We start from the raw sequence: 6125 nt of genomic DNA, 5'->3' as shown, positions 1-6125 counted from the left end.
GCTAGGAAGGGAATCACATGACCACCAAGCTCATCCTCACCAACGAGGTCACGGGCCTCGGCGCCGCCGGAGACGTCGTTGACGTCAAGGACGGCTACGCCCGTAACTTCCTCATGCCCCGCGGTCTCGCGACCCCGTGGACCAAGGGCGGTCAGCGTCAGCTCGACCAGATCCGTGCGGCCCGCGGCAAGCGCGCGATCGCCAACATCGAGGACGCGAAGTCGCTCAAGGCCTCGCTCGAATCGAAGCCCGTCGTCATCTCCGAGCGCGCCGGCCAGAACGGCCGTCTCTTCGGTGCGGTCTCCTCCAAGGAGGTCGCCGAGGGCGTCAAGGCGATCTTCGACAAGGACATCGACCGTCGCACCGTCGAGTTCGTGTCCCCGATCCGCTCGCTCGGCGAGCACAAGGCGACCGTCCGTCTGCACGAGGACATCTTCGCGAACCTGCTCGTTCAGGTCATCGCCGCGAAGGGCCCCGCGAAGGTCTGATCTCCTCCGCGCGAGTCCTCGAAGCGCCCCGCACCGGTTCCGGTGCGGGGTGCTTCTGCGACTAGAGTCGTCCCCATGTTCGGGAAGAGCCAGCTCAGAAACCAGATCGCCACCCTCGAGAGCAGAAATCGTGCGCTCGAGGGGCTCGTCCAGGAGCTCGCGCGCCGTGCCGGTATCGATGCTGCAGAACTGCGCCGCCTCCGCGACGAGGCGCTCCCGCAGATCCCCGAGCAGTGCCGTCGCCTGATCGCCGAGGACAAGGTCATCGAAGCCATCAAGGCCTACCGCGAACACACCGGCGCGGGCCTGGTCGAGGCGAAGAACGCGATCGACGAATACCGCGCCGCCCACGGCTGAGCCGCGGGCATGCGCCCCGGAACGTCTGAGCCTCGTATCCTCGTCCGGGTGAACACCCCCGCTCCTTCCTCCTCGACCCTGCCCGGCGGCAACCACGGCCTGGCCCGCTCCCTCGGTCACGGCCAGATGGCGATGATCGCCATGGGCTCCGCGCTGGGCACCGGCCTCTTCCTCGGCTCCGGTGAAGCGATCGGCATCGCCGGCCCCGCCGTGATCGTCTCCTTCGCGATCGGCTCCCTGATCGCCGCCACGATCGCGTTGGCGATGGGAGAGATGGCCTCCCGCCACCCCGTCCGCGGCGGCTTCGGCACCCTCGCCGCCCGCTATCTCTCCCCGTTCTGGGGATATCTCTCGCGGTGGCTGTACTGGATCGTCACCGTCTGCGTGACCGGGGCGGAGCTCGTGGCCTGCGCGGCCTACCTCACCTACTGGGTGCCCGCCATCCCGGTGTGGGCCGGGACCCTGCTGTTCGCCGCCGTGATCATCGCGATCAACCTCGCCAGCGTCGGCTCCTTCGGCATCGTCGAGTTCTTCCTGTCCTCGATCAAGGTGATCGCCGTCTTCGTCTTCATTCTCGTCGGAGCGGTGCTGGTGATCTTCGGACTGCCCGACGCCCCCGCGCCCGGTCTCTCGCTGCTCACGTCCGACGGGGGCTTTGCCCCGATGGGCTGGGCACCGGTGTGGATCGCGCTGTCGGTGGTGATGTTCTCCTTCGGCGGCATCGAGCTGCTGTCGATCACGGCCGCCGAGGCCAAGGACCCCGCCCGCTCGATCCGGACCGCTGCGCGCACCCGTCGTCGCGCGCCTGTCCCTTCTTCTATGTCTTCTGCATCGGCATCGTGGTGTGCCTGGTGCCGTGGCGCACTGCCGCTGGCACCGGCGGAGACGTCGCCACCTCGCCGTTCGTGATGGTCTTCGACCAGCTCGGCATCCCCGGCGCCGCCCACATCACCAACGTCCTGGTGCTCGTCGCGGCGCTTTCGGCCGCCAACGCCAACCTCTACGCCGGCAGCCGGATGATCCACTCCCTCGCGGCCGACGGCCTCGCGCCCCGCTTCGCCGCCCTCACCACCGCTCGGAAGGTGCCCGTGGTCGGCATCGCGCTGAGCTCGCTGGGCCTGCTCGGTGCCGCGCTGCTCGATTTCAGCGGCGTGGGCGGGGTCTTCGGTTACATGATGAGCCTGGTCGTCTTCTCGGTGATCCTCGTGTGGGCGCTCATCCTGTGCACCTTCATCGTCTACCGCCGTCAGCGCGTCAGCGGCGCCACCTTCCGCATGCCCGGCGGTATCGGCAGCGCAGTGATCGGCCTGGTGGGGCTGGGAGCCGTGTTCGCGACGATCGCGGTGCGACCGAGCATGCAGGTCGCGGCGATGGTGGGCGTGCCGGCTGTACTCGTTGCCACGGTCCTCTACTTCCTCGTCGCGCGCCGCCGGATCAACCCGGCGGACATCGAGGAGGCCTTCGCGGAAGCGGAATCGATGCGCTGATCCGCCGTCGCCGAACTGCTCAACGTGTCCTTCGTTACTGTGCGGGGCGTCGGCTTGGGCTGAAGGTTCTGCGGGGGTAACCTTATGGAACCTTCGGCCTTGGTGACTGGATTCCCGGTGCCGAAGATATGCGCGAGTGGCGGAATTGGTAGACGCGCACGGTTCAGGTCCGTGTGCTCGTGAGAGCGTGGGGGTTCAAGTCCCCCTCGCGCACCGCAGGGATAGCCCCGGTTCACCCAGGTGAACCGGGGTTTTTCATGTCCAGGGCCGCCATGCCGGGCATGATGGCTCCATGAGCAACGACGCCTCTACGGACTTCACCCTCACCGGCCATGCCGGCGCCCTCGTGGGCCGCTCCTGGCCGCTTCAACGCCCGCGCTGGGTCGCAGTGATCGCGCACGGCTACGGGGAGCACACGGGCCGCTATGACTGGGTCGCCGCGCGCCTGAACGGCGCCGATGCCGCGGTCTACGCCGCCGACCACGTGGGACACGGGCGCAGCGACGGCCAGCGCGTGCTCATCAGCGACTACGAGCACGTCGTCGAGGATCTCCACCTGGTGGTCCAGCACGCCGCCGCGGAGCATCCCGGGCTGCCGATCGTGCTGATCGGCCACTCCATGGGCGGCCTCATCGCCGCTCGCTACAGCCAGCTCCACGCCGAGGCGCTGGCCGCCACCGTTCTCTCCGGTCCCGTGCTCGGCTCCTGGGCCACCGTGGACCAGCTGCTCGCCCTCGAGGAGATCCCCTCGACCCCGATCGACCCCGGAACCCTCTCCCGTGATCCGGCGGTGGGCACCGCCTATGCCGAGGATCCGCTGGTCTGGCACGGGGACTTCCTGCGTCCCACCCTGGAGGGCATGCAGGAGGCGATGCGCACCATCACCGGGGCCGGCAGCGTCGGCGAGCATCCGCTGCTGTACCTGCACGGCGAGGACGACCGCCTCGTCCCGCTCCCGGCCAGCTGGGAGGGCCTGCTCGAGCTGCGCGGCCCGCGCACCTTCACCAAGACGTATCCCGGCGCCCAGCACGAGATCTTCAACGAGACCGATCGCGACGAGGTGCTCGCGGATGTGATCGGCTTCGTGGAGGGCGTGCTGAGCGTGCGGGGGTGATAGCGCCCCGGACGCGGCTCAGATGAACTCGAACGGATCGAACTCGTCGATGTCGATGATCCGCACGCGCGGCAGACGGCTCGTGAACGCGTGGACGTCGTACTCGAGATCATGGAACTCGATCCCGGGGATGTCCTGCAGATCCGCGGCCATGAACTCGCGGAAGCCGACGAGCGCGGTGCGGCGACCGGCCGTCGCGGCCAGATCCTCCATCTGGGGGACGAAGTCCTTGTCGTGGCTGACGAGCATGACGTCGGCCTCGCGGGACTGCAGCGCCTCGGCGGTGCGCTGGATCGCGATGTCCACGACCTTGCCCTCGCCGCGCAGCGGGACGGCCTTGTAGCCCATCGCGATGAGCGCCTGCACGAAGCCGGAGGGGAGGCTGTCCTCGACGGCGAGGAAGAACAAGCCCTTCACCGGCTGGCGCCACGCCGACTCCGCGTGGTGGAGGAGCTTGTTCCATCGAGGGCGCTCGTCGGGCTGGGGGCGTCGGCCGAGGACCGAGACTCCGAGCGTGGCGTCGATGTTCTCGCCGTCCACCAGGAGGTACGTGGTGCGTTCCGTCATGGGTCGACCTTACGCGCTCGTGGAGGACGCTGAGTCCTCTGCGGCGTCATCCTCCCTGCCGTCCGCACGTGTGATGGTTCTGCTGTTCGAAATCAATGTTTCTGTATATGTCGCGGGCGAGGGCCGTTCCGCATTCTTGTTCGTATGAATGCGCGGATGCCCCGTATTGCGTGTGAGGGAACCTTTTGCAGAGAGCCGATGGTTATTGGACGGTACGGGCTCAGTCGGGGGCGGTGGCCCGGACGGAATGTTCGTGGCGGGGAGGGTGGTGCAGGTGGGGGGCGATGGCCCGGGACCGTTCCTCCACACCGACGGGTTATCCACAGAACGTTTCCTCCACACCGGCGACTTATCCACAGATTCATCCCCATTTCACCCCGCCCCTTCAGTAAATGACTTGTCTCGAATAGTCTCGAGGAATCTCGCGGGCAGTGGTTCGTGGCAGATTCGACGACGTGTGAGGGGTGGGTTCGGTGGGTGAGTTCGATGAGCGCGAGCATGACGAGCTGGCTGCTCACGGAGCGCCGACTCCTGCGCAGGCCTTGCCGGAGTGGTCGGTGCGGGCGCGTCGGGAGTTGGATGAGGACTGTCTCCTCGAGGAGGTTGAGCCGGGCAGTCTCGAGGCTGGGCGGGTGCTCGGGCTGCATCGCACGATGCGTACCCGCGCGAGCCTCCACGCCCACCACCTGCGTCAGCTGGCGACCTTCTTCCGTGAGGATCCTGAGGTGCGGGGCGTGCTGGATGACTCGGAAGTGACGGCCCTGAAGGTCGCGGCCGGTCTGCGCTGCAGCTACATGCGCTCCTGGGCGAAAGTCCGTGATGCGCATGCCGCTGTTGAGTGGATGCCGCTGACGTTCACGTATCTCCGTCGCGGGGATCTGCCGGAGGAGTGGCACCACTACCTGGTCCGGCATGTCCGTCGTCTCACCGAGCACCAGGCCCGCGAGGTCGACGCCCATATGGCGGGGGTGGAGCTGCCGTCGGTCTCGCAGGACACCTTCGAGAAACACGTGCGCCTCGCGGTGAAGCTCGCGACCGCCGGCTCCCTGCCCACCCCGCCCTCACGCTCGCGCGATGTCGAGATCGTGGACGTCGATACCGAGACGGGGACCGCATCGCTGCTGGTGACAGGTCCGATCCCGGAGATCCAAGCCCTCGCCCACCGGCTCGATGTCGCGTCCCGCACGGTCCAGAAAGCTCAGCGGACCGCGCTGGAGGCCGGTGCTGAGGGCCCGCTCCCCTTCGACATCGACCGCGATCTACCAGAGCGCGGCAAGGCCCTGTCGTTGCGGACGCTGCGTTATGCGATTCTGACTCACTCGATCATGGATATCGACCCGGTCGAAGAGACCGCGAAGCCGTACAAGATCCTCGTCACCGTACCCGCGACGACGCTGCTGGGCCTTGACGATGCCCCGGCAATGCTCGATGGGATGACCCCGGTCCCTGCGGAGCTGGCTCGCGAGCTCGCGGCGGGCGAGGGCACCTGGCAGAGGATCCTGACCGACCCGATGACCGGTGCGCATCTCCCCGTCAGCGCCACCACCTATCAGCCCACGTCGCAGATGCGGCTCCAGCTGCGGCTGCGTCATCCGGTCTGCGCGGTGCCCGGCTGTACCCGGTCCACGGCCATGGCGGCGGAGGATGACCACATCATCGAGTACGACCACGACCACCCCGGCCGCGGTGGGCAGACCAGCCTGTGGAACCTCCACCGCCTGTGCTGGCAGCACCACCAGATGAAGACAGCCGGCCTGATCGACCCCGAACGCGACCCCCACGACGACCCCGAGACGGGTGATGGCACCACCACTGCCGGGCCTCTGGAGACGACCTGGATGATCGATCGGGAGATCCGCGCACGCGCCCGAGAGAACACCGACCTGCTCACCCCGCACACCGTCAAGGTGATGGAACGCGCCTGGCGCGCACACCAGCACGCCCACGACGAAGCAACGAGACTCCACGCAGAGAACAAGGCCCGCCCTCGACAGGAACGGGCCGCGGAGCAACGCGCCGCCGCTCTCGCCGCTCACCGCGGGCGCCGGATCATCCCACCCGGCCCCACCGCCGATGCGACCACGCCGCCCTTCTGACCGGCGCGCGACCCTT

7 protein-coding genes and 1 tRNA gene are annotated in these 6125 nt (G+C 67.9%); 7 read left to right on the top strand and 1 reads right to left on the bottom strand.

Going from position 1 to position 6125, the window contains the following annotated elements; all coding sequences use genetic code 11:
* Positions 1–17 precede the first annotated feature (17 nt).
* From rplI to H3H54_RS18470, 6 genes are all read left to right on the top strand, one after another.
* Entirely contained in the window at positions 18–488 is a 471-nt protein-coding gene (gene rplI / locus H3H54_RS18495) for a 50S ribosomal protein L9 (RefSeq protein ID WP_262425009.1), read from the top strand.
* A gap of 75 nt (positions 489–563) precedes the next feature.
* A complete protein-coding gene (locus tag H3H54_RS18490) occupies positions 564–845 on the top strand; it encodes a hypothetical protein (protein ID WP_262425008.1) in 282 nt (93 codons plus the stop codon).
* Positions 846–893: 48 nt separating this feature from the next.
* A complete protein-coding gene (locus H3H54_RS18485) occupies positions 894–1754 on the top strand; it encodes an amino acid permease (RefSeq protein WP_262425007.1) in 861 nt (286 codons plus the stop codon).
* Positions 1697–2332, top strand: coding sequence for an amino acid permease (locus H3H54_RS18480; RefSeq protein ID WP_262425006.1), 636 nt, complete (start codon positions 1697–1699; stop codon positions 2330–2332). The genes H3H54_RS18485 and H3H54_RS18480 overlap by 58 nt, the downstream gene beginning before the upstream one ends.
* A 129-nt stretch (positions 2333–2461) precedes the next feature.
* A tRNA-Leu gene (locus H3H54_RS18475) sits at positions 2462–2546 on the top strand.
* Between the two features lie 78 nt (positions 2547–2624).
* On the top strand, positions 2625–3446 hold the full coding sequence (locus tag H3H54_RS18470) for an alpha/beta hydrolase (protein WP_262425005.1): 822 nt from the start codon (positions 2625–2627) through the stop codon (positions 3444–3446).
* 18 nt (positions 3447–3464) lie between these two features.
* Here H3H54_RS18470 and H3H54_RS18465 read toward each other — a convergent pair whose 3' ends face one another.
* Positions 3465–4013 (bottom strand): NYN domain-containing protein, encoded by a 549-nt coding sequence (locus H3H54_RS18465; protein ID WP_262425004.1) that lies wholly within the window; start codon positions 4011–4013, stop codon positions 3465–3467.
* A 473-nt stretch (positions 4014–4486) separates the two neighbouring features.
* Between H3H54_RS18465 and H3H54_RS18460 the strand changes: the two genes are divergently transcribed.
* Positions 4487–6109, top strand: coding sequence for an HNH endonuclease signature motif containing protein (locus H3H54_RS18460; protein ID WP_262425003.1), 1623 nt, complete (start codon positions 4487–4489; stop codon positions 6107–6109).
* Positions 6110–6125: the final 16 nt, after the last annotated feature.

The sequence above is a fragment of the Brachybacterium sp. Z12 genome (genome assembly GCF_014400405.1).
GTDB lineage: Bacteria > Actinomycetota > Actinomycetes > Actinomycetales > Dermabacteraceae > Brachybacterium.
Note: the sequence above shows the minus strand (reverse complement) of the source record. Positions and strands in the feature narration are given on the sequence as shown.